The sequence below is a fragment of the Bacillus cereus genome (assembly GCF_007678085.1).
Classification (GTDB): domain Bacteria; phylum Bacillota; class Bacilli; order Bacillales; family Bacillaceae_G; genus Bacillus_A; species Bacillus_A cereus_BE.
This window is the reverse complement of sequence record NZ_VEDW01000043.1, coordinates 1-251: the sequence shown is the minus strand read 5'-3', so window position 1 is coordinate 251 and position 251 is coordinate 1. Positions and strand designations below refer to the sequence as shown.

The window sequence follows — 251 nt, the reverse complement described above, 5'->3', positions numbered from 1 at the left end:
ACGTCTAAAACAAGAAAAAATAAACGCCGTACACATTTTAAAATTTCAGTACCTGGTATGACTGAATGCCCTAACTGTGGCGAATACAAATTATCTCACTGCGTATGTAAAAACTGTGGTTGATACAATGGTGAAGAAGTAGTTTCTAAATAATAGAACACAAGAAATAAATCCAACAATCTCATGTGAGGTTGTTGGATTTTTTGTTTTGAACTAGAGTAGCTAGAATAATTTTTTTATAAGAAGTTAAT

The 251-nt window shown here is 31.1% G+C and carries 1 protein-coding gene; it reads left to right on the top strand.

Annotated elements, in window-relative coordinates; genetic code table 11:
• The coding region (rpmF, locus tag FS742_RS27275) for a 50S ribosomal protein L32 (protein WP_144616462.1) at positions 1–123 on the top strand (123 nt) is incomplete at its 5' end.
• Positions 124–251 lie beyond the last annotated feature (128 nt).